The sequence below is a fragment of the Clostridium sp. SHJSY1 genome (genome assembly GCF_031626875.1).
Lineage (GTDB): Bacteria > Bacillota > Clostridia > Clostridiales > Clostridiaceae > Clostridium.
This window is the reverse complement of record NZ_JANDMF010000044.1, coordinates 18,541-45,263: the sequence shown is the minus strand read 5'-3', so window position 1 is coordinate 45,263 and position 26,723 is coordinate 18,541. Positions and strand designations below refer to the sequence as shown.

Here is a 26,723-nt window from a genome sequence, read left to right as displayed (position 1 = left end):
ATTTATATGTTTTTATAAAGTAAAGACAAAAGAGATATTTTCAGGAATGAAAATATCTCTTTTGTCAACGGTCTGAAAAGTGCAACTTAGAAATCTATTTTCTAAGTTGCACTTTTAATAGGAAAAAATTATTTAACATCTTTATCATATGGCATTGAATCTATAGCTCCATAATTTGTGCAGGTTATAGCTCCAACCTTATTGGCATAAGAAATTATTTTCTTCCAATTTTCAAAATCAATATTTTTCTTTTCTTTAAGATCTGCTATTTGCTTTAACACCGCTCCAACAAAAGAATCTCCAGCTCCTGTTGAATCAATTTGTTTAATTTTAATTGATGGTACTACTGTCATTTCTTCACCATTACTAATTAAAGTTCCTTCAGCTCCTAAAGTTATAGCAACAACTTTAGCTCCTATCTCATGAAGTAACTTTACACCTCTTTCTAATTCTTTCTCTTTTGTTATAAGTTTAACTTCTTCATCACTTAACTTAACAAAATCAGCATCTTTAACAAAAGTTTTTGAATCATTTATAAATTCTTCTAACTTGCTTTCTGTAATTAAAGCATCTCTGTAATTTGGATCAAAAGAAATAAACATATTATTTTCTTTTGCATATTCTAACAATTTAAAATAAGTACATTTTAATTCTCCTTCTAAAAATCCTGTAGCAGACCCAAAATGAATTATATCTTCTTTATTTATTTTATTTAAATCTATACTATTAAAAGAGTATTCACCATCACTCCCTCTATTAAATTCAAAATCTCTTTCTCCATTTTCATCTATAGCTACAAATGCTAATGTAGTGCAACCTTCCATCTTAGTCATTTCAGAATCAATATTAACAGATTTTAAAATATCAACTAAAAATCTTCCAAAAGAATCATTCCCAACTTGTCCCAAAAAAGCTGCTTCTCCACCAAGTTTACAAACAGAAGCTGCAACATTAGCTGGTGCTCCTCCTGCTTTCTTTTCAAAGTTAACTCCTTCTTTTAGTCCTTTATTAATATCTTTTCCTATAAAATCTATTAATAACTCACCAATACAAAATACCTTATTCATTATAACTTACTCCTTTTAAGTTCCATAACTTTGCATTATTAATTTTAAAGTTTCCACTATTTGATACTATATCAACACCGAAACTATCTTCATTAGGATAAATCCTACTTGAAACAACTTCTAATCCACCTTGAAGATATATTTCACATGCAGACGAATCCATAAACATTTGTATTTTTAAATTATCTTTTGATATCAATTTAAATTTTCTTAAGCCCTTATTCCCATTTTGCATATTACTTCTATCTAGTATAGCAATTTGAGATTCAAAATCATATTTAAAAGACATATATTCATCTTTTCCTATTACAAATCTTAATTCAATTTCATTTGAATCCTTTTTATTTAAATCTAAAAACAATTCATAATTATTATTCTTTATAGTATCAAATTTATACTCACTACATTCAATGTCACTAACATTAACAATACAATCTTTTCTTAAATTCTTATATTCTTCTATTGGATTTTGATATAATATACCATTTTTTAACGAAAGTTCTCTAGCCATTGTTAAACAATGAATCCTTCCATACTTTTGATTTGGATGATTATCTTCCTCTTCAGGCAATCCCATCCAACCTATCATTATATTTCTTCCTCTATCATCCTTAAAACTTTGAGGTGCATAAAAATCAAACCCCATATCTAGTTCTTTAAAATCACCATGACTAAATTTTAATGTATCATAATCTAAATTACCAACAATATATCCTGATTGATATATGTTTTGATACTTAAACTCTTCCTTTTCTAATCCTTGTGGTGAAAATATAAGTATATCATTACCATTAAGTTCAAATAATCCCGGACATTCCCACATGTATCCAAACTCTTTATAATTAGTTTGCACTTCTCCTTCAAAATTCCATGAATTAAAATCTGTTGAACTGTATAGTACTATTCTCCCTTTAAGTTCTTTTGTTTGCGTTCCTATAACACAATAAAACTTTCCATTTTTTTTATAAACCTTAGGATCTCTAAAGTGAGCTGTATATCCTTTTGGAATTTCAGATATAACAGGTCCAATCTTACTAACATTACCATTATCATCACAAATAGCCATACATTGATAAGACTCTCTATTTCCTTCATCATCCTTAACATTACCTGTATAAAGAAGATGCAGTTTATTATCTACCACTATACCACTACCTGAATAGCATCCATCTTTATCATACCAATCATCAGGAGCAAGTACAGCTTTAGGAATAGTAAAATTAATAAAATCTTTACTTCTAATCAATCCCCAATGTTTATACTTATGTTCACACCCAAATGGATTCCATTGGAAAAATATGTTGTATTCTCCATTATAATAACATAGACCATTTGGATCATTAACTAATCCAAAGGGAGCTTCTATATGGTAGCCTAACGTCCAAAGATCACTATTTTCACTATTTTTATAACTATTTAATGCATCTAAATTTATATCTTCTAAAGACTTATAACTTTCCATTACTTACCTCACTATTCTATTTTTCTTACACTCTCTCTTTCAATTAACCTTAAATTAATCTCAATCTCATCCTGTATTTCTTCTAATTCTATTGCTGCTACTATAGAAGCTGCTACTTTTTTTCCTAAAGCTTCATAGTTTATATCAATAGTTGTTATAGTTGGATGAACCGCTAACCCTACATCATATCCACCAAAGCCTGCTACTGAAAAATCCTTAGGTATTTCATATCCTTTTTCAAAAGCATATCTTATAAATCCAAGAACAATATTGTCTGTAGCACCTATTACAGCTGTTGGTTTATATGAAATAACCTTTTCTGATACTTCATAAGCTTTATTAAAAGAAAAATCTGCTTCAACAAAATTTATATTACACTCTACATCTTTGAAAGCTTCATAAAACCCTTGTTTTCTCTCAACTCCAACTGCTTTATCTTCTTCTGAAACTCCTAAAAACACAATTTCTCTATGTCCTTGTTCTTTTATATAATCTCCTAAAATTCTACCTGCTTTTTTATCATCTATCTTTATACACTTGACCAAACTATTTTCTTGACCAGTAAAAATTATAGGAATTGTTAATCTATTTGCTAATGCAATATTATCTTTTATTATATTAGATGCCATAACTATTATTCCATCAACACCTTGTTCATGTAACTTTTCAATACATCTAAGTTCTTTATTTTTATCCAGTTCACTAGACAAAAATATCATCTGATAGCCTTTTTCATCTAATTCCTTATTGATACTCTTTAAAACTTTACCAGCTGTAAATGAGTCAATTCTAGGAGTTACAATACCTATTAATCCACTATTTTGAGATTTTAACCTCTTAGCAAAAAAATTAGATTTGAACCCTGTTTTATCTATAGCTTCACTAATCTTTCTCACATTTTCATCACTTACATATCCCCCATTTAAATATCTAGACACAGTACTTTTAGAAACTCCAACCATATTAGCAATATCTTGAATAGTAACTTTCATAATAATCCTCCTATATATTAAAGGAACTTGACCTTATTTTACGTAAAGATATTATAGCATAAGTGGAGATTAAAAATATATGCAGATACTTAAATAGAGAGTTCTTTTGAGATTATTAGAACTCTCTACTTTTTATTATTCTTCAGACTTGAAGAATATGAAAGTTAATGCAAAAGCAACTGCTATAGCTATTAAACATGCTACTAAATAGCCTACTATATTAGTATTTAAGTATAATAATACCCCTGGAAGTGCAGTTACTCCCATTCCTGTTCCTGCTAAATGTATAATTCCTGAAAATAATCCTGCTGACGCTCCACCTACACAACCAAATACAAATGGTTTAATAAATTTCAAATTAACTCCGAATATAGCCGGTTCAGTAATTCCTAAAAATGCTGGAACTGCTGATGATATATATAATGAACGTTTCTTCTTGTCTTTTGTTTTAAAAGCTACTGCAAGTGCTGCTGCACCTTGACCTACGATCCCTCCTGTAATTATTGCATTAAATGGATTTATACCTGTAGAAGATAATAACTCAACTTCTAATGCATTAAATACATGATGTATTCCTGATACAACTATAACTTGATGTAATCCCCCAATAATTAATCCACCAATTCCAAATGGTAATGCAATAAATGTTTTACAGCCTCCAAGTATAAATTGTTCTAAAGTATGCATAATTGGTCCAACTATCAATAATCCTAGTAACATTGAAATAGTTAAAGTTAAAAATGGTGTAACTATTAAATCGATAACATCTGGTATAACCTTTCTAAAGCTTTTTTCAAGCTTTGAGGCTATAATACCTAAAATTAAAGCTGGTAAAACCGATCCTTGATATCCTACTATTGGAATACTTAATCCTAATAATCCAATATACATTGGCTCTGCTGTTCCACCTGCTACACTATAAGCATTTGGTAACTGTGGAGCAACCAACATAAGTCCTAATACCATTCCTATAACAGGTGTTCCTCCAAACTTTTTAACTGTTGACCATGCAACTAAAGCTGGTAAAAATGCAAATGCTGTATCAGTTAAAACTTGTGTTAATGCTAAAAATGTTGGATTTAACTCTACACCTAAACTAGTTATAAGTCCACGAATCCCCATAAATAATCCTGTTGCAACTAGAACTGGTATTATTGGAACAAATATATCTCCTAATGTACGAGAAATCTTTTGAAGTGGAGTCATATTTTTATATGCCTCTTCCTTTGCATTTCCTGATTCAACACCTTCTTTGCTCATTTCTGCAAATACTTTATTTACAAAACCTGTTCCTAAAATAATTTGATACTGAGCTGCTGCAAAATATTGTCCTTTAACACCATCAATATTTTCTATAGCCTTTTCATTAATCTGTTCTTTATCCTTTAAAATAAGTCTTAATCTAGTAGCACAGTGTTCCATTGACTTGATATTTTCTTTTCCACCAATATTTTTTAATATTTCTCTAGCCACGTTTTGCTCTTTACTCATACTTATCCCCTCTCCTTTTGTATAACGTTTACTTAAATTGTTTACACTCTTATAATACCAGTTCCATATATTAAATGTCAATAAAAGTTTTTTTGTATTATATTCCAAAAATATCTCCATATTTATAGCAAAAATCAGCACTTACATAACTTAAGAAATATAAAATATATTTATGAGACCAATTCCACATTTCTCATTCTCAACATTCTCTTTTGCATCCTAAGTAATGTTCCATTTATGTGAAATTTAAGTTTATTTTTATGTTAAATTTGTAATCATTGTATTATAATGTATATTGTTAAAGATTTATGAAAGGAGAGTTCATTTATGGATTATAATTATCAAAACGAAAGAATTGGTGGAGGTATTATTACTATTTGTGTTTTGTATTTTATTGGATTAGTTCTAACTATATTAGGCGCTATACTAACTATAGCTATGAAAGATTTCTTAGCCAAACAAGGAGTTACCATATCTCCTATTACACTTTATATTTCAATAATTATTTTAGTCATCACTTGTATTGGTGCTATTCTTATACTAAAAAAACAAAAATTAGGAATAGCAATATATTATATTGGTATTCTTGCAAGCTTAATCAACTCTATAGTTATGAATGGCTTTAGATTTTCATTAATTATAGATTTAATATTACCAATAATAATGGCTATATTACTTAATAATAAAAAACAATTATTTGGATTTGAAAATAAATAACTAAAATTTAAAAGTGCTATCTAGAAATATTTTTCCAAATAGCACTTTTATTATAAAAAATTATTTATTATTTCATTATACTTAAAAAATTACCTATCTCCCATTCTTCAAGAAAAACCTGACCTAATGTACCATGTTTTAAATCACTTTTATTCAAAGAATGAAAATCAGAGCCAGCTGTATATATAATTCCCTTTTTCTTTGCAACCTTTATATAATATTCCGTTTCATATTCTTTATTTCTATAGTACTTAGCTTCCAAACCATCAAAGTCCAAATCCATTAACTTTTCAAACACATCTTTTTTCAATACCGTTGGATGTGCTAGCACAACTTTTGCCCCATAATGTTTTAAAAATTCTATCCCTGCTTTAGTTATTAATTTTCCTCCTTCTGATTTAAAACTTATAGACCATTTATTTTTTATTTGACATCCCTTAAATTTGCCTTTATTAATAAGTTCTAATAAAGTTTTAAATTCCTCCCCCATATATAGATCATTATAAAAATACCCAAGTATATGTACTTGATTACCTTTATACCTTGTAGATAATTCTATTCCTGGTATTACCTTTACCCCATGTATACCCCCTACAACTATTGCTTGTTTATTCCCTTTCACTGTATTATGATCTGTTAGTGCTATTATATCCACATGCCTCTCTTTAGCTAACAACACTATTTCTCCAGGTTTTAATTCTCCATCTGAATCACTAGAGTGAATATGAAAATCACCTTTCTTATACACATTTACCTCACAAAATTATTTAATCATTTTATTAATATTTTATTAAAAATATCCACTTTGTTTCCCAATAAAAAAATCTTCATAATATCTACATAAAAATTTCGTAATCTATATCTATAAACAACAGGAGGTACTAATTATGAATATGACTCATTACATGGCTTTATTAGCAGACAATCAACCTTGGAATTTAATTATTTTCATGGTAATTCCGGTAATATGCGCAGAAACTCTTACTATAACAGAGTTTTCCATAATATTTAATCGAACTAAATCAGGAAGTCTAAAATCCCTTAACAAATGGGTAGGAATATTTGCTGGATTCTACTTTACAGGAATTTTCATTTATTTATTTCTTACAGCAGTTATTCCACTAACTACTTCAGGTGGATGGCATACTTGGGTAGATGTGTTAGCCGTTGGAGCTTATTTAAGTGGAGTTGTATTCCTCCTTCCAATCGCTTTAATGGAGCTTGGATTAATATTCAGAAATAAAACAGTTGAGGAAAAAATGAGAATTCACTTTGTTCTTGTAAGTGGCTTTTTAGTGGTTGCTCATATTGCAATGATCTTTGGAATGGTAAATCCTGAAATAATAAGCAACATGTCAAACATGACTAATATGCCAAGCATGTAAAAATTCACAAATTCACAGATTATAAGGGTATATCATAAAAACTGATATACCCTTATACTTTTTAGTTAAAATCCACATCACTTAAATCTATTGAAGAAAATCTTTATCTTAGTTCCCTTTTCTTCATCACTTACTACTTCTATATTAGCAGAATGAAGATCCAATATATTTTTCACAATAGTTAACCCTATTCCACTACCTTCAACCAAATGTCTACTCCTATCCCCTCTATAAAGCCTTTCAAAAATGAATGGTAAATCTTCTTTTTTTATCCCTATACCATTATCTTCAATTTCTACAACAATCCTTTCATTACTTTGAAACACATTAATTAATACTTCCCCATTGCTATTATTAAATTTTATGGCATTTGATATTATATTAATAAACACTTGCTTAAGTTTATCTTTATCACAAGCTATTTCATAACTCCCACTTGATTCTACATTATACTTAATATTTATATTTTTCTCTTTTGACATTAGATAAAAATCTTCATACATAACTTTCAATAATTCATCTAACTTTACCACTTCAAAATTAAGCCTTATACTTTCATTCTCAAATTCCTTTAACAGATTCAAGTTGTTTAATAATTTTCCAAATCTTATTATCTCATCATTAAGATTATTCAACCTTTCTGAAGTTACAGGAAAAATCCCATCAATCATTGCTTCTATATTATTTTGCAATACATTTAAAGGAGTTCTAATTTCGTGAGATATATCTGATACAAGTCTCTTTCTCAGCATATCTTGATACTTTAATTTTTCAGCTAATGTATTTATACTTACTCTTAAATTTTCCAATTCTTTAATATTACTTTTTGTTCCAGATCTTTCTTCAAAATTACCTTTTGCTAGATTTACAGACATATTAGATACTTCCTTAATTGAACTGGACAATTGATTAGAGAAATAAAGACTTATTACAACTATAATTACTAAGGTTATTATTCCACTTAATAAAATACTCTTATTTATAGATATTTTAAAATTTATATCTTCTTCTGATAATAATACAGATGAATATTGCCCAATATCTATATATCCAACTATATTTTCATCAACATTTATCTCAAATCTTTTAGAATTATAAACCCCACTATCTTTAGTCACCATATTAGTCATGTTGTTTTTAACATCGTTTGCATCCATTCCCCATACAAGCTTTTCATTTCTATCTAATAAAGTCAAACAATAATTACCCATATAAGCTTCATGCATTAATTCTGCCCCAGAAGTTTTATCCCATTTACCATCCCTTTTATACACTTCTTCAAAGTAGGATACTATCCTATCATATCGCTTCTCTTGAATATCTTTCATGTAATTATTAAATTTATCATTTATAGTTAGATTAACAAATAATATAATTAGAAAAATAGCTGTCATTGAGCATATTACAAATAAAATGCTTAATTTTCTTCTCATAGAATGCACTTAGTTCTCACCACCAAATTTATATCCTACTTTCATTACTGTTATAATGTATTTAGGTTTTTTAGTATCTTCTTCTATTTTCTTTCGTATGTTTTTTATATGTACATCAATAGTTCTATCATATCCTTCAAAATCCATTCCACCTATTTTATCTATAAGTTGCTCCCTTGATAAAACCTTCCCTCTATTTATTACTAATGCATGTAATATATTAAATTCATTAGGAGTAAATTGAACTTCTTCCTCGTTTAATATAACACTTCTTTTTTCATAATCAATTATTAATTTTCCATCATCATATAAATAACTTTGTTTTTCATCATCAGAATTTATTCTTCTAAATAATGCATTAACTCTAGCTGTTAATTCTCTTGGACTAAATGGTTTAACCAAATATTCATCAGCTCCAATATTTAATCCATCAATTTTTTCACTCAATTCCCCCTTTGCTGTAAGCATAAATATGTAAACATTTGATGTTTTTCTTATTATCTTACAAACTTCTTCCCCACTTATATCTGGCAGCATTAAATCAAGAATTATTAACTTAAAATCATTATTTTTAAATAATTCAATCCCTTCTATCCCTGATATTGTATTATAAACATTATATCCATCTTTCTCTAAGTATGCCTTTAACACCTCTGATACTTTTTCTTCATCCTCAATTATTAGAATATCATCCACTTATTTTCACCTCATAATCTTTTTCACACAATATTAATAACTTATCATATCAAACTTATTTAAAGATAATATGAAGATTTTTTAATTACTTCCCACCTTATTTTTGTTAAAAAACAATAATATATTACTATTTTTGTTTCTTTTTCATTAATTATATGTAAAATCATTACTTTTTATAGATAAATATGGTACTATTTTTTCATATCAGTATACTGAACAATAAAATTTATTTTATATGGAAAGAAGTGAAAAAAATGAAAAAACTATTAAGCAAATCATTTTTAAGCATATTAACTGTTTTTACAATATTATGTTTAACACTTTTCACTAATGCTAAAGCTTCAGATATAAAAAATTACAAATTAGAATCTACATCAATCACTTTAAATACTAAAACCTCTGAAGATATATTAAAAATACATTTTATAGATGTTGGACAAGGTGATTCTATATTATTGCAACAAGGTTCTCACAACATGCTTATAGATGCTGGTCCTGGAGAAAGTAAAAACTCACTCTCAAGTTATTTATCTAATCAAGGAATAACAAATTTTGATTACGTAGTTGGTACCCATCCACATGAAGATCATATAGGCAACTTGGCTTATATAATAAATTCTTTCAAGATAGGCAATGTATATTTTCCTAATATAACTTCAACCACAAAGACCTTTTCAAACTTTGTAACAGCATTAAAAAATAAAGGTTTAAAGTTAACATCACCTAAGGTTGGTTCTACATTTATGCTAGGTCAAGCAAAGTGCACTATATTAGCTCCTAATAGTAATAGTTATGACAATGCAAATAATTATTCTATAGTTATTAGAGTTGAATATAAAAATAACTCTTTCTTATTTACTGGAGATGCCCAAGCCGTATCAGAAAGTGAAATATTAAAAAATGGACTTACATTAAAATCAGATGTATTAAAAATTGGTCATCATGGAAGCAACACTTCCACATCTACTAATTTTCTAAACGCTGTGAATCCTAAATATGCTGTAATAAGTGTTGGGTTAAACAACTCTTATGGACATCCTGCTGATTCTACAATCAATAAATTAACTAATAAAGGAATTCAAGTATATAGAACTGATGAAAATGGAACTATAATTATGGAGTCTAATGGTTCTAATATCTCTATCAGTAGTACTAAATAAAGAAAAAAGTTAAGGACCTTTAACAAGCCCTTAACTTTTTCTAGATTATTCAACAATAAATTTTTTAACTTCTAATTCTAGTTTCTCTGATAATGATTGAAGACCTTCTGCAAAATCAGTAACCTTTGCCATAGCTGCAGCTATTTCTTCTGTTGATGCTGTTACTTCCTCTGTAGCTGAAGCTGTTTCTTGAGAAACTGAAGATATTTCTTCTATTTCCTCTACTACATTTTTCTTCTTATTATCAATTTCTATAATAGCTAGTTTTATTTCTTCAACTTTGTTTATCATTATATCTATAGAATTAAGAATTTCTGCAAATATTCCCTTAGTTTCACCTACTGCTGTATCTTGCTCATTAACCACCTCATTAGTAAATTTTATAGCATTTACAGCTGTATCTGATTTCTCTTGAATATTAGCTATAATTTCTTTTATTTCTTCTGTAGAATCTTTGGATTGTTCTGCAAGTTTTCTTATTTCTTCTGCAACGACTGCAAATCCTCTTCCTGCTTCACCTGCACGTGCAGATTCGATACTTGCATTTAACGACAAAAGATTTGTTTGCTCTGTTATTTGAGAAATTGTTTCTGATATAGTATTTATTTTCTTAGTACTTTCATTCATATCTTGTACTATCTCATTAACTTCAGTAGTTACCATCTTTGTTTTATTTGATTTTTCTATTAATGTTTCTATCATAGATAATCCTTTAGAACCTAGTTCTTTAGTATTCATAGAAAGTTTATCTACCTCATTTGAGCTAAAAGTCATCTTATCCAATTTCATAGATAACTCATTCATTTCATCTGCTCCAGTCTGAGTACTTTGGGCCTGATTTGTTGCTCCTGCAGAAACCTCTTCTATAGCTTTTGATACTTCTTCCACAGAAGCTGTTACCTCTTCAGACATACTTGCTAGATTTGAAGATGTTTCTAATACCTCTTTTGAAGAATCCGTCACATTTTTCATAAGTTTTGATATGTTTTCTATCATATGATTAAAGGATTCAGATAAATCTTTAAATTCATCTTTTGTTGTAGCTTTTATAGATACAGTCAAATCCCCATCAGATGCTTTTGCAAATACTTCTTTTAACCTCTTAATATTATCTGATATTCCTTTACTTAATAGTAATGATAAAAATATTGCTATAATTATTATTATAATAGCAACAAGTATAGTATTAAATAATATTGCATTTGTATCTTTAGTTATCTCCTTTTCATCCATAGATGCTACCAACTTCCATCCAGTAACTTCATTGGTATTATAAGCTCCAAATTTGTGCATTCCATTGTATGTATAAGATAAGAAATCATTTTTAGATGACTTTACTTTATTCCAAATTGGTAACTTTGATGCTTCATCTGTACCTATTAGTTCTTTATTAGAATGTGCTATCATACTTTTTCCATCTGCATCTGAAATAAATACATTTCCTGTTGAGCCTATTGTCTTTTCTGCAATTTTTTCCGAAAGAGTATTTAATGAACAATCCATTCCTGCAACACCAATAATTTTCCCATCCTTTTCTACTGCTTTTGCAATTGTAACAACTAATTTCCCATTTGTAGCATCTTTATATGGTTGTGATATTGTAACTTCACCTTTTTTCTCTAAAGCTTGTCCGTACCAAGGTCTTGTAGTTGGATCAAAACCATCCGCAAGCTCTACACTAGGATATGTAGCTAGTTTCTTTGATGCCGTTCCATAATATGCTGACAATATATCTTTATCAGTCATTTGCATATTTTTAATCATATCAATAATGTCTTGTGAAATTTCATTATTATCTTTTTCTGCTGCACTATTAGCTAATGCAGAAACCATATTTGAAAAACCTTTTAAATAGTCTGTCAATCCACTATTTACTTCTGCAAGTGTTTGTTCACTTGTAATTGTCAACTTTTCATTAAGTATTGATTTAGATTTTATGTATGAATTAACCCCTTCAACTAATAAAGGAATTACACAAATAGCTACTAAACTTACAATTAATTTAACTCTAATACTATTAAATCTAAATTTAGAAGCTTTTTTCTGAGTTGACTTCTCATTAATTAAATCCATTTTATCACTCCCGATCTCTAACTTTTACATTTTAGTACATGATTTAAACAAATTTCACTATATTGATATATTTTTGCTAAAATCCCAACATTTTTATACACTTTTTTATCGTACTAATAATAAAAATCTTTAGCTAATTATTCCAATATTTTATTATAAAAAAAGAAGTTGAGGATTATTTTACTTATACCCTCAACTTCTTTTTTGTTATTCTATGGTGAACTTATGTATTTCTGACTCTAATTTCTCTGCTAATACTTGAAGTCCTTCCGCAAAGTTTGTAAATTTATTCATTGCTGAAGTTATTTCTTCTGTAGATGCAGTAACTTCTTCTGTTGCTGAAGCAGTCTCTTGAGAAATAGATGATATCCCTTCTATCTCTTCTACTACATTCCTTTTCTTACTATCTATCTCTAAAATAGCTTTCTTTATTTCTTCAACCTTATCTATTACCATACCTATAGATTTAAGAATTTCATTAAATATTTCCTTTGTTTCTCCTACTGCTAAATCCTGCTCTGTCACAACATCATTAGTAACCTTTATAGCATTTACAGCTGTGTCTGATTTTTCTTGAATATTTGCTATAATTAACTTTATCTCTTCTGTTGAACCTTTGGATTGTTCTGCAAGTTTTCTAATTTCCTCTGCAACAACCGCAAATCCTTTCCCAGCTTCCCCTGCACGTGCAGATTCAATACTAGCATTTAGTGATAAAAGATTTGTTTGCTCTGTTATTTGGGAAATTGTTTCAGATATACTATTTATCTTCTTAGTACTTTCATTCATATCTTCTACTATGCTACTAACTTCAGCTGTTACCATTTTAGTTTTATTAGACTTATCTATTAATGTATCTATCATCGATAATCCTTTAGATCCTAATTCTCTAGTTCCAGCGGAAAGTTTGTCTACCTCATTTGAACTTACCCCCATTTTATCTAATCTATCAGATAATCCATTCATTTCTTCAGCACCACTTTGTGCATTTTGTGCTTGGGTTGTTGCTCCTGTTGCAACTTCTCCAATAGCCTTTGAAACTTCTTCTACAGAAGCTGTAACTTCTTCTGACATACTTGCAAGATTTGATGAAGTTTCTAACACCTCTTTAGAAGAAGCTGTAACATTTTTCATAAGATTAGATATATTTCTTATCATATGATTAAATGCTTCAGCTAAATCATTAAATTCATCTTTTGTTGTTGCATCCATTGATACTGTTAAATCTCCATCTGAAGCCTTAGTAAATACTTCTTTTAATTTTTTTATATTTCCAGCTATTCCACTACTTATTAATAAGGCTAATACTACTGAAATAACTCCTATAATAACTATAAATAAATACGTCATATTCAATATTGGTTTTGTATCATTTGTTAATTCTGTGCTCTCTAAGCTTGCTACTAACTTCCACCCTGTAAATTTATTAGTTATAAATCCACCGAACTTATCTTTACCTTTATATTCATACTCAATAAAGCCTTTTTCCTCTGTTTTTACATTGTTCCATATAGATAATTTACTTGCTTCATCTGTTCCAATTATATCTTTGTTAGGATGTGCTAATATAACCCCACTAGAATCAGCAATAAATACATATCCCGCTTTACCTACTGCCTTCTTAGACATTTTCTCAGAAAGTGTTTTTAGAGAACAATCCATCCCTACAACACCAACAACTTCTCCATTTTTCTCTACCGCCTTTGCAACAGTAATAACATAATTTCCAGTTATAGCATCCTTATACGGATCAGTTACTATAACTTGACCTTTTTTCTCTACAGCTTGCTTATACCATGGTCGTACTGTTGGATTAAAATCAGCTGGTATGGTATCTTCTGGATAATTAATGAATTTAGCTGATGTTGTACCATAGTATGCAAAAAGAATATCTTTATTACTTTGTTGTATAGATTTAAGGTTATTAGTTATACTTTTGAAATCTTCAACATTCCCACCATTAGCGAAATTATTTACTAAAGCAGAAGTCATATTAGAAAAACTATTTAAATAATCTGCTAATCCACTATCTATTTCTTCAAGGGTTTGACTACTTGTAGTTGTTAATTTATCATGCAAAATTGCTTTAGATTTTGAATATGAAGTAACTCCAAGTATAACCAATGGAATTATGCAAATTGCTACTAAACTAATAATCATTTTAACTCTAATACTATTCAACTTAAATTTAACATTTTCTTTTTTGTTCAGCTTCATTTTTCTCACCCCTATTTTTTATAAATATTATTTCTAAGTACATAACATCAATACTTCTTGCTGCATGTTTACATTTTTCAACATAAAGCTTCATATTTTTATTAATACATTTATAATATCGATTTAGAAATAACATATCTTTATAAGGGTATTTTATGGTTGCAAATAAACAAAACGGGCTTTACGCCCGTTTTTGTAATTTGTGTATAACTATACCTAATGGAAATAATTATACTTATCTATCTTATATTAAACTTTTGCATTTCTGATTCTAATTTTTCTGCTAATACTTGAAGACTTTCTGCAAAACCTGTAAAATTATTCATTGCAGATGATATTTCTTCTGTAGATGCAGTAACTTCCTCCGTTGCTGAAGCTGTTTCTTGAGAAATAGAAGATATATCTTCTATCTCTTCCGCCACATTCTTCTTCTTGCTATCTATTTCAATAATAGATGACTTTATTTCTTCCACTTTATCTATTACTGTTTCTATGGATTTAAGAATATCACTAAATATTTCTTTAGTTTCTCCTACTGCTAAATCTTGCTCATTTACCACATCATTTGTAAACTTTATAGCATTTACAGCTGTATCTGATTTTTGTTGAATATTTGCTATTATTACCTTTATTTCTTCTGTTGAATGCTTTGATTGTTCTGCAAGCTTTCTTATTTCATCTGCAACAACAGCAAATCCTTTTCCAGCGTCTCCTGCACGTGCAGATTCTATGCTTGCATTTAATGATAAAAGATTTGTTTGTTCTGTTATTTGTGAAATTGTTTCTGATATGCTGTTTATTTTTTTAGTGCTTTCATTCATATCTTGCACTATTTCATTAACTTCAGCTGTAACAAGTTTTGTTTTGTTTGATTTTTCTATTAAAGTATCTATCATAGTCAATCCTTTAGATCCTAATTCCTTTGTACCTACAGAAAGCTTATCCACTTCATTTGAACTTACAGCCATTTTATCTAATCTAATAGACAATTCACTCATTTCCTCAGCACTTTTTTGTGTGCTTTGTGCCTGATTTGTTGCTCCTGTTGAAACTTCTCCTATCGCTTTTGAAACCTCTTCAACAGATGCAGTTACTTCTTCTGACATACTTGCAAGATTAGTTGATGTTTCTAACACTTCTCTAGAAGATTTCTTGACACTATCCATAAGATTCGATATATTTCCAACCATATAATTAAATGATTCAGCTAAATCTTTAAACTCATCTTTTGTTGTTGCATTCATATGTGCAGTTAAATCTCCCTTTGAAGCTTTAGCAAATACTTCTTTTAAATTTCTAATATTCTTTGCTATACCATTACTTAATATAACTGATAAAAATATTGCTACTAGCCCCATTACTCCTGTAAGTAGTAATGTAGTTGTAAGTATTGGTTTAGTATCATCAGTTAACTCAGTTTCATTCATTGAAGCTACTAATTTCCAACCTGTAATTCTGTTGGTTGTATATGCTCCAAACTTCTTTGCTCCATTATATGTATATTCAGTGAAACCACTATCTCCTGATCTAATTGTATTCCATATTGGTAACTTTGAGGCTTCATCTGTACCTATTAGTTCCGCTTTTGGATGTGATATCATATTCTTTCCATCTACATCTGATATATAAACATAACCTGAAGATCCTATCTTCTTTTTAGAAACTTTCTCTGAAAATGAACTTAGTGAAATATTCATGCCTACAACACCAATAACTTTATTATCCTTTATAACCGTCTTTGCTACAGATACAACCATTTTATTTTGTGTGTTCTTAAATGGTAATGTTACTATTACATTCCCTTTACTCTCCATAGCCTCCTTGTACCAAGGTCTTTCAGTTACTTTAAAATCATCAGCCATCTTTTCATCTGGATAAACATTATATTTACCATCAGTTCTTCCAAAAAATACATTCGATATATCACTATTACTTTCTTTTAAAGACTTTAACTCAGCTTCAACAAATGATTCATTAATGTTATTATCAAAATTAACAATAGAATGACTCTCTGATGTCATTTTAATCAAACTAATAAAGCCATTAAAATATTTGTCTAATCCATCATTTGCTTCTGAAAGAGTTTGTTCACTTGTAACTTTTAATTTTTCATTAAGAGTTGTTTTTGCTTTTATGTATGATGAAAAACCTGCTATTGTTAGCGGAATCATGCAAATTGCAACTAAACTAGTAATTAACTTTGTTCTAATACTGTTGAAACTTACTTTACCCATTTTCTTCCCACTGCTTGAATTCATTGTGCCTACCCCTTTAATCATTTTATTTTTTATGTTTGCCTTTTTATTATAATTTCGACAAGTCATATTTTATAGGGCAAAAGGCACCAAATTAAATGCAATAAGCATAATCTATTATTTCTTATGCTATACGCATAAAATTTTATAATTTTCATGACTATTGCATTAATTTTAATTTCTATTTTACGAAAATTAATGCAATTAGCTATAGATTTTCTATTAAAATAGAAAATTAGCTTAAGGTTTTTCAAAAATTAATAATTCAAAATTCTTAAGCTAATTACTTACAAATTAAATGTCTATTTAATATTCATATTTGATTTTATTCTTTTTAAGCTTAATGTAGATAAAATCACATTAATTGCTATAATAAAAATCATGCCTAAATAATCTACCAATGTATCTCTCTTAAACCTAATTACAAAATTACCAACAATCATGTAACCCCCAAGCAATAAAAGTGCTATATTAACAGGTTTTGTAATTTTAATTGTTGATTCAAACTCAAATAACTCTTTAATATCCTTCCATTGCAAATTATAGTTTTCTGAATCAATTTTAATACAAACCATAACCATACATATAATATAACTAATTAACACTAGCTCAAGTAAAATGAAATCATATAATTCATTTGATGTAATAAGTATAAAAAAGCTAAAAGTAATTAATGTTAATACATAACTAAATAATCCTATATATACCTTTGATAATATATACTTATTTCCCTCCATAGGAAATATACTGAATAATTTTAGCCCCGACCCCTCTCTCGAAAACGATGTGATTGCTGTAGTATTTGGAATAGAAAAAATCCAAACACATACACCAATATATATACTCAAAATTGCTAATGATGACTTATTAACTCCACTACCTGTTTTATGATTAATTATAATAAAAAAAATCAAAAAAATTATATTAAATATTATGTTAAGATATAAATACGATGATTTAAGAATAGGTGTCCTAATTATCAATTTAGTATCTCTAATAATATTAGATTTAATTGAACTTCTAGCTTTAAATTCATATTCGCTTGTATCTATTTCTATTTTTTTATCATTTCTAGAAGTAAATATATTACTTTTCATTATAGTTAAATACACATTTCCACCAATAAAATAAATCCCAAAAACACCCAACATTATTATTCCAAAAGCATACACTAATCTAATACTATGATTTGATATATTTGCAAGCATAAAATAAGTTAGTATTCCCACTAAAATATCAGTTAAGATAATTAGCTTATTATTTCTATTTTCACTTTTCCTTGTTGAGAACAATGATATAATCCATAATAATGTTAATGTTATTAAAGCTACATATATGGTTGGAATAACCACTGCTATAGCTTGAATTAATAATATCTCTAAAAAGTAATATATACTTGAATTAGTTAAAATTCCAAATGTTATTAGCGGAATCATAAAAATTACTGATATAGGAAAGCTCTGATAAATAGCTATAAAACACTTTGATAATAATAAAACTCCATTTTTTATAGGATAAATAAACATCTCTCTCCAATCACTTGTTAAGTAAAAATTAGTAATTATCCTAAATCCACTCATTAAAGTTATCACTAATATTTCAATACCTAATATTGAATTAAAGATTACTATTTCCTCCATATTATTGATTCTAATCATGCGTAGTGCCATTATAACATAAAATATCATTGAAGCAATTATCATGAATGTTAAAAACATCATACCTATGATTTTTTTTGCTACTTTATCTCTTTCCCCATCAAGAAATATATTTTTTCGTGTTTGAAAATTAATTCCTACTAAAGCTAATAACTTCTTTTTCATCTCTAAACACCTCCATATAAATTTCTTCTAAAGTATGCTTACTACTATATTTTTCTTTCAATTCTTGCATATCCCCATAATATAAAGTTTTACCTTTCTTAATTAACAAAACTTTATCACAGAGATTTTCAACAATTTCTAAAATATGTGATGATAAAATCACTATATTCCCTTTATTTGCATATTCTCTCATAAAAGTTTTTAATTCATATGATGTTGTGGGATCTAATCCTGTAAACGGTTCATCTAAAATCCAAACCTTTGGTTTATGAATTAAAGAACTTATTATCATTATCTTTTGTTTCATTCCTTTCGAGAACTTGTCCATCACAGTATTTAAATCATTTTGAATATTAAACCTCACACTAAGACTTAATATTCTTTCCTTCCTTTCCTCCTCTGATATCCCATACATATCAGCTACAAAATTCAAATACTCTATAGCCTTTAATTTCAAAAATTTATTCTCATCATCTGATACATATCCTATTTGCTTTTTAATATCAATGGAATTTTCCTCTACTGAAAGTCCATTGATATTAATACTTCCTTCAGTCATATCAATTGTACCTATAAGCATATTTATGGTTGTAGATTTTCCTGCTCCATTAGGTCCAACTAATGCTACTATATTGCCATCCTCTATCTTAATATCCAAATTATCTACAGCTTTAAAATCTTTATATTTTTTTGATACATTTTCCATTGATATCATTTACTCCATCCCCTATTCCTTTTTCCTATTAATATTTAATTATGTAATTTATTAAATATTTTCTATATTTATGCAATAATCCACATTATACATCTCAAAACTTTTATAATCAACCTTATGCAAAACAAAAAAATAGACACTTTAAAACCACATTAAAATGATTTTAAAGCATCTATTTCTACCTAAAATTATATTCAGTAACTATGCTCTCTCTTTCCTTAGTTATATCATTAAAATACTCATAAAATGACAACCCCAAAAAGCTTCCCGTTATGTTATAAACATTCTCAAAACCTAGATTTTGAAGTGCTAGTGTTGCATTATAACTTCTTTGACCTGTTCTACAATGAAGGTATACAGGTATATGTCTTGGTATTTCATTTGATCTTTCCCTTAATTCACTTAGTGGTATATTTATAGCATTTTTTATATGACCACTTTCATATTCATTTCTTTCTCTAACATCTATTATAAATTGCTTATTTTCCACAAGCTCTCTTACTTTATCCACATTAACTTGCTTGAAATCTCTATTTAAAAGATTAGAACCTACATATCCAACGTAATTAACAACATCTTTTGCTGTTGAAAATGGTGGTGCATAACAAAGTTCTAAATCTTTAAGATCTTCTACCGTTCCACCAAATTTTATAGCTGTTGCAATTACATCTATTCTCTTGATTACATCGCCTTTTCCTATAGCTTGTGCTCCTAAAAGTTTTCCTGTTGGTACTTCATATAATAATTTAAGATGAATTGGTGATGAGCCTGGCATTATACCTACCTTATCTGTAAGTATGACTCTAACTATATCATAATTAATACTCATATTAAGAGAATTTATAAGTGATTCATTTACCCCTGTAGCTGCTCCATTATAATCAAATACTTTTATAGCTGATGAGCCTATGTATCCTTTGTTTAATGTGCTCTTTCCATTAATATGATCTGCTACTGCCCTGGCTGCTTTTTGAGCTGGTCCCGCTAATGACAACTTAGTTGCAGAATGTGTTAATGCATTATAAACTTCTATTACATCTCCAACTGCATATATATTTTCATCAACTGTTTTATAGTCTTTATCTACTTTGATAGCTCCAGTTTCCCCCACTTCTAAATCAGCTTCTTTTGCCAAACCAATTTCTGGAGTAACTCCTATAGCCATAACAACTACATTAGCTTTTATCTCTTTGCCTGAACTTAAAACCACTGTGTCTTCTTCAAATCTTTCTACTTTATCTTCAACAATTAAATTTATACCTTTATCATAAATTTCTTTGTGAAATATTTGAACCATATCATAATCAAATGGTTTTAATATTTGATTTGTAGCTTCTATAAGAGATACATTATATCCAGCTTTATTTAAATTCTCAGCTGCTTCAACTCCTATATATCCACCACCAATTACAGCAACATCCTTTGTCTCAATTTCTTTTAAAAATCTATTAAGCTCATCTATATCAACTACATTTCTAATAGTAAATAAGTTTACGTTTTCTATTCCTGGAATATTTGGGACTATTGGCTTAGCTCCTGGTGATAATATGAGTTTATCATAACTCTCTTTATAAATATCTTGGGTTATATTGTTTTTTACTGTTATAGATTTATTTAATCTATCTATTACTAAAACTTCTTGATTAACTCTAGCTTCTATATTATACTGAGCCATAAACTTTTCCGGACTCATTAAAATTAACTTGCTAGTTTCATCTACTACTCCACTTAAATTATATGGAAGTGAACAGTTTGAAAATGATACATGAGGCCCTTTCTCAAACATTATTATTTGATCTTGTTCACTATTTCTTCTAAGTCTTGTAGCTGCTGATGCTCCACCTGCAACACCACCAACTATTAATATTTTTTTCCTCATGATTCCACGCCTCCTTGTTTATTTTTTAATTCCTACATACACAATCCATGTCACCTGCAACATTTATAACATCAAATACTTCTTTTGTCAAACTTCTACAAGTTATAGCATTGCTCCCTTTAGATTGACATGTAATATATTTTTTATCTTTATTTAAACACATTTCTAGGATACTTAATAGTCCTCTTATAAAAATATTTTTTGTAACTTTCAAATTCACACTATTATATTTGTAATATTTCACAATTAACTCTACTTACTCTATATAACAAGTTCATCATTTTAACTAATTTAAATATAGCCTTATCTTTTAAAATTTTACTTTATTAATTCTGATAAATCTTTGTTTATTATTATTTTTCCTCGTTCCAGTTTTATATATCCTCTTTTTTCAATACTCTTTAACTTTCTACTTACAACTTCTCTAACTGAATCAATTTCAAATGCTAATTCACTATGAGTTGCATAAATTATCTTATTGTTTTTGCTAATAAGTAATCTAACAAGTCTTGTTTCTAATGTTTCGTGTATTATTTCCTCTTTATTTTCTATAATAGTGCTAAATTTTTTATATAAATCTCTATACATATATAACAAAAATTCTTCATCTTGAATAAAATATCTTTTAACTACCTCCATAGGAATTATACATACCTCTGAATCTTGAATTGCTTTACCAGTTACATTTAATGATTCAAAATTAGCTATACAACTTAATGCTTCATGACAAAGTTCTCCTTTTTTAATGTTATATAAATTAGTTTCCTCTCCATTCATATTTATCCTATGAACTTTTATAGTTCCTTTCAATACAAATAAAATTCCAACACAAGTACCATCAGATGATTCCACATATTCATCCGTATATATTGTCTTAAATAGAGCTTGATTACTTATTATTTCATTATATTTTTCATCTATAATCTTTAATACTGGATATATATTAAATAAATTTTCTAAATTACTATTCCTAATATTTAAATTTTCTTTGTATTCATTCATCAAATCTCCTCCATAAAATCATTATAGATAAATTTGGTTATTTTTATGTGACTTAGTCACACATATATATTATACTTTGATCGATTTATCTATACTTGAATAATTAAACTTTTATGCAAATTATGAATTGAATCTATATTGTACATATTTTAAAATAGAAACATTGATTTGTATATTTAAAACAAACCAATGTTTTTATTTTATTAAACTATAACTTTACATAATAACTTAGCGAATAAAACACCACCAAGACTTAATGTTACATTAAGCAATACATTTACAGTTCCTAACACAAAACTTCCATTACTCATTAGCGTTATAGTTTCATAACTAAATGTAGAAAAAGTAGTAAGCCCCCCCATAATACCTGTAGTTAAAAATAGCCTCAAATTTGGGGATATAAGTTCTGTAGAATTACTTAATTCCATTATAAGACCGATAAGAAACCCTCCAATAACATTTACTAACAATGTTCCTAAAGGAAAATTTGAATTAATTAAATTTGAAGACTGCTTAGTAATTATGTATCTTAATACTGCTCCAATACAGCCTCCAGTTCCAACAAAAATTATTTCTAACAAATTTACTCACCTCCATAAAAAATAAAAAAACTCCTGCTCTTAAAAGCAGGAGTCATTAGCATATTGCAATTTATGGTGAACTCCATCACCTATTAATTTAATTAATTATATTATATTTGAATTTATAATAAATGTAAATTCATTTTATTTGTTATCCACCTTATGTATATTGAAGATTTTATTTAGTTATAATATAATAAGATTATAAAATAAATACTTAAGTTCGGTTGGACAAATTTATAATTTGTTTTCAAGCAATTGCTGTTTCTGGGGTGGGAAACTCATTTTTGAGTTTCCCACCTTTTTTGTTTTAAAAATTATTTTTATGGAGGAAAATATGAAAAAGAAAATTCACAAAAAAATTATTGAGCAATTTTTATATTTTACTAAAAAAGAATCTTTTGGAGGTATATTACTTTTACTTTGCACTATCGTTGCTCTTATAATAGCAAACTCTAATTTATCTACTACTTATAATAATATATTGCATACCTATATAACTATTGGTTATAAAAATGCATCACTATCTATGTCTATTCTTCATTGGATTAATGATGGATTGATGACTATTTTCTTTTTGGTAGTAGGAATAGAAATTAAACGTGAGTTGATTATTGGTGAACTTAAATCATTTAAAACAACTATATTACCTATTTCTGCTGCTATAGGCGGAATGATATTTCCAGCAATTATTTTTTCTCTATTGAACTTTAATGAACCAACTATTACAGGATGGGGAATCCCAATGGCAACAGACATTGCTTTTGCTTTAGGAATACTATCTTTAGTTAGCAAAAAAGCTCCAAAAGGTATTGTAGTATTTCTTACAGCTTTAGCCATAGTTGATGACTTAGGAGCTATTATAGTTATTGCTATATTTTATACTAATCAACTTTCTTTAATTTCACTCTTGCTAGGATTAATTGTACTAATAGGTCTTATACTTGCTAATAAGTTTAATTTTAAATCAATTCCCCTTTTTGTTACCTTAGGGATATTATTATGGATTTGTCTTTTAAAATCAGGTATACATGCAACTATTGCTGGTGTATTACTTGGATTGACTTTACCAGTTGGTAAAACTGCTGATGAATTTAAAAATTCTATGTTATATAAAATTGAATATACTCTTGTTCCTTGGTCAACATTCCTTGTAATGCCTATTTTTGCCTTAGCGAACTCAGGGATAACTATTGATACTAGTAGTATATCAACAAGTATATTTTCTCCTGTTAGTCTAGGTATTATATTAGGTTTATTTGTAGGGAAACAACTTGGAATATTTGTTTCTTCATATATTCTATTAAAACTAAATTTTGCTACACTTCCTTCTGGAGTAACAAAAAGACATATATATGGTGCAAGTATTTTAGGTGGTATCGGATTTACAATGTCTCTCTTTGTTTCTTCTTTATCATTTTCAGATGACACAATATTATCTATAGCAAAAATAAGTATCATTATTGCTTCATTACTCTCAGCAATACTTGGGTCTATAGTTTTTAAAATTATAGATAAAACTTCAATAGATTAAATAAAAAAACTATACTTTTAACAAACTTGTAAAAAGTATAGTTTTTTCTAAATTATATTTCTGTAATCACAGTTAAAACCATAGGCTTTCTTTTCATTTTTGCATATACAAAACTATCTATTTCTCTTCTAATAGTATTCTTTATTTCTGACCATTGAGTTATATTGTTATCAAGGCATCTTTCTACACTTTTGGTAACTATAACTCTAATATCTTTAATTAATTTTTCAGACTCTCTAACATATACAAATCCTCTTGTAATAATGTCTGGACCAGAAATTATGACTTTATTTTGTCTATCTATAGCTATAACAACTGTTATAATTCCGTTTTGCGCTAAATTTTTTCTATCTCTTAACACAACATTTCCAACATCTCCTACACCTGCACCATCAATAAGCACTCTTCCTGATGTAACACTTCCCACTACTTGTGCCTTATTTCTAGAAAGCTCAAAAACATTTCCAGTTTCTAAAAGAAATATTTTTGATTTATCCATTCCCATACTTTCTGCAATCTTCCCATGACTCATCAAATGCTTATACTCACCATGTATAGGTATGAAAAATTTAGGTTTTAATAACGCATGAATTAATCTAAGTTCTTCTTCACAAGCATGCCCCGAAACGTGTATCTCTTCTATAGATTTATATATTACATAAGCGCCTCTCTCAGTTAATTCATTAATCACATTAGAAACAGCTCTTTGATTTCCTGGTATTGGAGTTGCAGAAATAATTACAGTATCACCTTTTTCTATTTGAATGCTCTTATGATTTCCTGAAGCTATCCTTGTAAGTGCCGCCATAGGCTCTCCTTGGCTTCCAGTTGTAATTATTGTAACTCTTTCATTTGGATATTTTTTCACTTCATTCAATTCTATAATTGTTCCTTCTGGTATAAATAAATATCCTAAATCTATAGCAACTTCACTTATCTTTTCCATACTTCTTCCACTAAAAGCAATTTTTCTACCATTTTTTATAGATGCATTAGCAATCTGTTGTATTCTATGGATATTAGATGCAAATGTAGCAACTATAACCCTACCTTTTGCCTTATCAAAAAGATTTTCTAATTTTTCACCAACAGTTTTTTCTGACATTGTATATCCTTTATGATATGCATTTGTACTCTCTGCTAATAAAAGCACTACGCCTCTTTTTCCAAGCTGCGCAAATCTTTGTAAATCTATAGTCTCTCCATCTATTGGTGTAAAGTCAACTTTAAAATCTCCACTATGAACAATTACTCCAACTGGTGTATGTAATGCAATAGCACAACTATCTGCTATACTATGATTTGTTCTTATATATTCAATTTTGAACTCCCCTACTTCAAATGTATCTCCTGCTTTAACCATATTTAATGTACAATCATTAAGAATTCCGTGCTCTTGAAGCTTACTTTCAATCAACCCTAAAGTTAATTTTGTTCCATATATAGGTGCATTAATTTGTTTTAATACATATGGCAATCCACCAATATGATCTTCATGTCCATGTGTAATTAGAAAACCCTTAACCTTATTTCTATTTTTCAATAAATATGTTACATCTGGTACTATAAGATCTATTCCATAAAGCTCTTCATCTGGAAATGCTAACCCGCAATCTACAATTACTATTTCATCTTCATATTCAAATGCTGTTATATTCTTCCCTATTTCTCCCAGTCCACCTAAAGGTATAACCTTTACTTTACTTTTGTTTTTTACTTTATTAGCCATATTATCTCCTAACTTGTAACTAAATGCATAAAAATTAGAACTTAGTTACCACTAAATTTTTACTACTTAATTTTTTATTATTAAAATTATATAAATTCCGAAGAGCAGTATTATCCTACTAACTAAAAAGTTATTTTGTCTATCAAATACTAACAATCGTTAATTTTGAATAGATTGAAAATAAACTTAGTATTTCTGCACCTTAATATTGTCTCAAAAGTTTTCTATATTACTATAAAAAAACGTGAATAAATACATACTTATATCTTTTATAATAAACGCTATATTCATTCATCTTTTTTTATCATCATATTATAATTATAAACTGTTTTATAAATTATATATACAACAATTATCAAATTTACTTTCAACAATTTTCTTACTTTTCCTGTATATGGACATATGAATAAATTACTTCCCTAAACAAATCAATTCTTTCTAATATTATCATGAATTTTCAATACATTCAAATAACTTTCATTAAATAAAAAGCAAGTGCTATAAAAATAACA

General features: G+C 28.1%; 21 protein-coding genes, 1 riboswitch and 1 other annotated feature. Of the genes, 4 read left to right on the top strand and 17 right to left on the bottom strand.

Features of this window, described 5'->3' with window-relative positions:
- Positions 1–128 precede the first annotated feature (128 nt).
- The 4 genes from NNC19_RS17970 to NNC19_RS17955 form a co-directional block, all read right to left on the bottom strand.
- Positions 129–1,067: a carbohydrate kinase gene (locus NNC19_RS17970; protein ID WP_310940065.1), complete on the bottom strand. Its 939-nt coding sequence runs from the start codon at positions 1,065–1,067 to the stop codon at positions 129–131.
- Positions 1,060–2,529 (bottom strand): sucrose-6-phosphate hydrolase, encoded by a 1,470-nt coding sequence (locus tag NNC19_RS17965; RefSeq protein WP_310940064.1) that lies wholly within the window; start codon positions 2,527–2,529, stop codon positions 1,060–1,062. The genes NNC19_RS17970 and NNC19_RS17965 overlap by 8 nt, the downstream gene beginning before the upstream one ends.
- Positions 2,530–2,540: 11 nt before the next feature.
- Entirely contained in the window at positions 2,541–3,521 is a 981-nt protein-coding gene (locus NNC19_RS17960) for a LacI family DNA-binding transcriptional regulator (RefSeq protein WP_310940063.1), read from the bottom strand.
- A gap of 135 nt (positions 3,522–3,656) precedes the next feature.
- Positions 3,657–5,012 (bottom strand): sucrose-specific PTS transporter subunit IIBC, encoded by a 1,356-nt coding sequence (locus tag NNC19_RS17955; protein WP_310940062.1) that lies wholly within the window; start codon positions 5,010–5,012, stop codon positions 3,657–3,659.
- Between the two features lie 327 nt (positions 5,013–5,339).
- Between NNC19_RS17955 and NNC19_RS17950 the strand changes: the two genes are divergently transcribed.
- The gene (locus NNC19_RS17950; RefSeq protein ID WP_310940061.1) at positions 5,340–5,729 is read left to right on the top strand and encodes a hypothetical protein; all 390 of its coding nucleotides are present in this window, start codon (positions 5,340–5,342) and stop codon (positions 5,727–5,729) included.
- Between the two features lie 67 nt (positions 5,730–5,796).
- Here the strand turns inward: NNC19_RS17950 and NNC19_RS17945 are convergent, their stop codons facing one another.
- Positions 5,797–6,477, bottom strand: a complete 681-nt coding sequence (locus tag NNC19_RS17945) for a PHP domain-containing protein (protein WP_310940060.1) — start codon at positions 6,475–6,477, stop codon at positions 5,797–5,799.
- Positions 6,478–6,616: 139 nt separating this feature from the next.
- Between NNC19_RS17945 and NNC19_RS17940 the strand changes: the two genes are divergently transcribed.
- Positions 6,617–7,114, top strand: a complete 498-nt coding sequence (locus tag NNC19_RS17940; RefSeq protein WP_310940059.1) for a DUF6803 family protein — start codon at positions 6,617–6,619, stop codon at positions 7,112–7,114.
- Positions 7,115–7,191: 77 nt separating this feature from the next.
- On the opposite strand, the gene NNC19_RS17935 is transcribed toward NNC19_RS17940, so the two are convergent.
- Entirely contained in the window at positions 7,192–8,556 is a 1,365-nt protein-coding gene (locus NNC19_RS17935) for a HAMP domain-containing sensor histidine kinase (RefSeq protein ID WP_310940058.1), read from the bottom strand.
- Entirely contained in the window at positions 8,557–9,243 is a 687-nt protein-coding gene (locus NNC19_RS17930; protein ID WP_310940057.1) for a response regulator transcription factor, read from the bottom strand. It abuts the gene before it with no gap.
- A gap of 254 nt (positions 9,244–9,497) precedes the next feature.
- On the opposite strand from NNC19_RS17930, the gene NNC19_RS17925 reads away from it, so the two are divergent.
- On the top strand, positions 9,498–10,403 hold the full coding sequence (locus NNC19_RS17925) for a ComEC/Rec2 family competence protein (protein WP_310940056.1): 906 nt from the start codon (positions 9,498–9,500) through the stop codon (positions 10,401–10,403).
- A 45-nt stretch (positions 10,404–10,448) separates the two neighbouring features.
- Here NNC19_RS17925 and NNC19_RS17920 read toward each other — a convergent pair whose 3' ends face one another.
- From NNC19_RS17920 to crcB, 9 genes are all read right to left on the bottom strand, one after another.
- Positions 10,449–12,476 (bottom strand): methyl-accepting chemotaxis protein, encoded by a 2,028-nt coding sequence (locus NNC19_RS17920; RefSeq protein ID WP_310940055.1) that lies wholly within the window; start codon positions 12,474–12,476, stop codon positions 10,449–10,451.
- 207 nt (positions 12,477–12,683) lie between these two features.
- Positions 12,684–14,693: a methyl-accepting chemotaxis protein gene (locus tag NNC19_RS17915; RefSeq protein ID WP_310940054.1), complete on the bottom strand. Its 2,010-nt coding sequence runs from the start codon at positions 14,691–14,693 to the stop codon at positions 12,684–12,686.
- Positions 14,694–14,932: 239 nt separating this feature from the next.
- Positions 14,933–16,951: a methyl-accepting chemotaxis protein gene (locus NNC19_RS17910; RefSeq protein WP_310940053.1), complete on the bottom strand. Its 2,019-nt coding sequence runs from the start codon at positions 16,949–16,951 to the stop codon at positions 14,933–14,935.
- A 299-nt stretch (positions 16,952–17,250) separates the two neighbouring features.
- Positions 17,251–18,771 carry a hypothetical protein gene (locus NNC19_RS17905; RefSeq protein ID WP_310940052.1) on the bottom strand — a complete coding sequence of 507 codons (1,521 nt, stop codon included), beginning with the start codon at positions 18,769–18,771 and terminating at the stop codon, positions 17,251–17,253.
- Complete coding sequence (locus NNC19_RS17900) at positions 18,737–19,486, bottom strand: ABC transporter ATP-binding protein (RefSeq protein ID WP_310940051.1); 750 nt, start codon at positions 19,484–19,486, stop codon at positions 18,737–18,739. Before NNC19_RS17900 ends, NNC19_RS17905 begins: the two co-directional genes overlap by 35 nt.
- 178 nt (positions 19,487–19,664) lie before the next feature.
- Positions 19,665–21,365, bottom strand: coding sequence for an FAD-dependent oxidoreductase (locus NNC19_RS17895; RefSeq protein WP_310940050.1), 1,701 nt, complete (start codon positions 21,363–21,365; stop codon positions 19,665–19,667).
- 25 nt (positions 21,366–21,390) lie between these two features.
- Positions 21,391–21,609 (bottom strand): hypothetical protein, encoded by a 219-nt coding sequence (locus tag NNC19_RS17890; RefSeq protein ID WP_310940049.1) that lies wholly within the window; start codon positions 21,607–21,609, stop codon positions 21,391–21,393.
- 74 nt (positions 21,610–21,683) lie between these two features.
- Entirely contained in the window at positions 21,684–22,367 is a 684-nt protein-coding gene (locus NNC19_RS17885; RefSeq protein WP_310940048.1) for a Crp/Fnr family transcriptional regulator, read from the bottom strand.
- Positions 22,368–22,570: 203 nt separating this feature from the next.
- Positions 22,571–22,948 carry a fluoride efflux transporter CrcB gene (gene crcB / locus NNC19_RS17880; protein ID WP_310940047.1) on the bottom strand — a complete coding sequence of 126 codons (378 nt, stop codon included), beginning with the start codon at positions 22,946–22,948 and terminating at the stop codon, positions 22,571–22,573.
- 39 nt (positions 22,949–22,987) lie between these two features.
- Positions 22,988–23,047: riboswitch (Fluoride riboswitch) on the bottom strand.
- 126 nt (positions 23,048–23,173) lie between these two features.
- Positions 23,174–23,230 (top strand) — a sequence feature (sodium ion sensor (DUF1646 type); this cis-regulatory element may regulate processes involved in with the transportation of sodium ions).
- Between the two features lie 55 nt (positions 23,231–23,285).
- Between crcB and nhaA the strand changes: the two genes are divergently transcribed.
- Positions 23,286–24,482 (top strand): Na+/H+ antiporter NhaA, encoded by a 1,197-nt coding sequence (nhaA, locus tag NNC19_RS17875; RefSeq protein WP_310940046.1) that lies wholly within the window; start codon positions 23,286–23,288, stop codon positions 24,480–24,482.
- A 52-nt stretch (positions 24,483–24,534) separates the two neighbouring features.
- On the opposite strand, the gene NNC19_RS17870 is transcribed toward nhaA, so the two are convergent.
- Complete coding sequence (locus tag NNC19_RS17870; RefSeq protein WP_310940045.1) at positions 24,535–26,211, bottom strand: ribonuclease J; 1,677 nt, start codon at positions 26,209–26,211, stop codon at positions 24,535–24,537.
- Between the last annotated feature and the right edge of the window lie 512 nt (positions 26,212–26,723).

Coding starts and splice junctions, on each gene's coding strand:
- NNC19_RS17970 (WP_310940065.1), bottom strand. CDS start 1,067: ATGAATAAGGTATTTTGTATTGGTGAGTTATTAATAGATTTTATAGGA.
- NNC19_RS17965 (WP_310940064.1), bottom strand. CDS start 2,529: ATGGAAAGTTATAAGTCTTTAGAAGATATAAATTTAGATGCATTAAAT.
- NNC19_RS17960 (WP_310940063.1), bottom strand. CDS start 3,521: ATGAAAGTTACTATTCAAGATATTGCTAATATGGTTGGAGTTTCTAAA.
- NNC19_RS17955 (WP_310940062.1), bottom strand. CDS start 5,012: ATGAGTAAAGAGCAAAACGTGGCTAGAGAAATATTAAAAAATATTGGT.
- NNC19_RS17950 (WP_310940061.1), top strand. CDS start 5,340: ATGGATTATAATTATCAAAACGAAAGAATTGGTGGAGGTATTATTACT.
- NNC19_RS17940 (WP_310940059.1), top strand. CDS start 6,617: ATGAATATGACTCATTACATGGCTTTATTAGCAGACAATCAACCTTGG.
- NNC19_RS17925 (WP_310940056.1), top strand. CDS start 9,498: ATGAAAAAACTATTAAGCAAATCATTTTTAAGCATATTAACTGTTTTT.
- NNC19_RS17920 (WP_310940055.1), bottom strand. CDS start 12,476: ATGGATTTAATTAATGAGAAGTCAACTCAGAAAAAAGCTTCTAAATTT.
- NNC19_RS17915 (WP_310940054.1), bottom strand. CDS start 14,693: ATGAAGCTGAACAAAAAAGAAAATGTTAAATTTAAGTTGAATAGTATT.
- NNC19_RS17910 (WP_310940053.1), bottom strand. CDS start 16,951: ATGAATTCAAGCAGTGGGAAGAAAATGGGTAAAGTAAGTTTCAACAGT.
- NNC19_RS17905 (WP_310940052.1), bottom strand. CDS start 18,771: ATGAAAAAGAAGTTATTAGCTTTAGTAGGAATTAATTTTCAAACACGA.
- NNC19_RS17900 (WP_310940051.1), bottom strand. CDS start 19,486: ATGATATCAATGGAAAATGTATCAAAAAAATATAAAGATTTTAAAGCT.
- NNC19_RS17895 (WP_310940050.1), bottom strand. CDS start 21,365: ATGAGGAAAAAAATATTAATAGTTGGTGGTGTTGCAGGTGGAGCATCA.
- NNC19_RS17885 (WP_310940048.1), bottom strand. CDS start 22,367: ATGAATGAATACAAAGAAAATTTAAATATTAGGAATAGTAATTTAGAA.
- nhaA (WP_310940046.1), top strand. CDS start 23,286: ATGAAAAAGAAAATTCACAAAAAAATTATTGAGCAATTTTTATATTTT.
- NNC19_RS17870 (WP_310940045.1), bottom strand. CDS start 26,211: ATGGCTAATAAAGTAAAAAACAAAAGTAAAGTAAAGGTTATACCTTTA.